1 protein-coding gene is annotated in these 1,455 nt (G+C 36.9%); it reads right to left on the bottom strand.

Annotation, left to right across the window (positions count from 1 at the left end):
* Positions 1–323: 323 nt before the first annotated feature.
* Entirely contained in the window at positions 324–770 is a 447-nt protein-coding gene (locus Q0590_RS37250; RefSeq protein WP_302042770.1) for a hypothetical protein, read from the bottom strand.
* Positions 771–1,455 lie beyond the last annotated feature (685 nt).

Genomic DNA, 1,455 nt, shown 5'->3' with positions numbered 1-1,455 from the left:
ATGAAAGTATTTCTTGAGGGAAAGAAGTAGAGTATAGTAGTTAAAATAATTCTCCTTTTCAGGTAACTCACAATTGTAGATTTAATTGATGGCCAGCCACCGCTTATTTGATCGCATTAGTATGAATTCTTATACTGGATCATGAGGGAGTAAAACAAACCTATAAGATAGTAGCAATCAAATCTGAGAAGGAAATCAAATAGATTAACTGCTTAGTAAGTTCCTCTGCTATCAAAATACTTATTGGCCTCCACATAAAAGCAACAGGAACTGCTTTACCATTAGCGAGTCCCTGTTGGAGGAATAAAAAAGAAGATATATGCTTAATAGGCTTTAGCCAACCGTTCCTGGTGAGTTTTCACGGAAAAAGGACTAGAATGGCTCTGATGAACACTCTCAATGATCATGGTGTAGCTCCCATTAACAAGCCCAGACACATCAAATTTACCATGAATGATAGGATCCTTGCCTACCATTTTCCTGTATACCACCTCATTTTCAGCATTCTTGATCAGTACGGTCACCTTTTCTTTGTTAGGATTTTCTAACACTACTTTCATGGTTAAGGAATTGGCCATAGGGAAAACGGCTACTTTGAAATCATCCGAGGTTTGGGTATGAAAGGCTTGGTTGTCTGCAAAGCTAACCTTCTGTTGAGGGGTAGTTTGTGCAGAGGCCGTGCCGGTTACGAGCAGGCCTATCGATAAAGTAAGGCCGGCAATTAATTTAGTAAGGTTGTTTTTTTGAGCAATAGTTGATAGCGTTTTCATGTCTTTATACGGTTTTAGTTTGATTACAATTGAGTTCTATGATTGTTGTTTTTCACTTCTTTATATGAGAATTCTATACCATAGGATGAAGAAAAAGCCTATAAGTTGCTTTGGGATGGCAATAAATCAATGAATGGTGAGTAGCCTAGATGGATGGTAGATAGGGCAGCAGTTAAGAAAAGGGGAACGGTGTAGAGTAAGTTAGTAAGTGGGATGGAAAATCTGTTAAGTGTTCGGATTCAGCACAACTCCTGTCCGGGAATGGACAGTTTTATAAGGGGAATAATCTTTTTATTTAATGCATATACTGGAGCCCATTCCTAAAAATAGAGAGTAGAAAGATCGCATATTTAGTATCGATTTAATTATAACAGCACCTGACCTATGCTTTCAACAACAAAGGCTCTGAGCAATGGAGTTTTGCAATAGCTACTGGAATTATGCAAACTAAGAGGCAAGAGGTGAACTGATACTGTACTAATAATATGTTAATATGATTGTCCCTTGTATTTATTTTGTCATGGAAGTTGAATAATTAATAAGTAGTTACATTTACGGCCCCTTTGCTGATACTATAAAAATGGGCAAAAGGGGAAAAATATTTTATCCCCCTCTTGCCCATTTATATAGAAAAGCTGGAATATTAATATTAAAGGGGATTGTATTATAACCTATCTAGATTTGC

The sequence above is a fragment of the Rhodocytophaga aerolata genome, assembly GCF_030503435.1.
Taxonomy (GTDB): Bacteria; Bacteroidota; Bacteroidia; order Cytophagales; family 172606-1; genus Rhodocytophaga; species Rhodocytophaga aerolata.
This window is presented reverse-complemented; position numbering and strand designations above follow the sequence as displayed.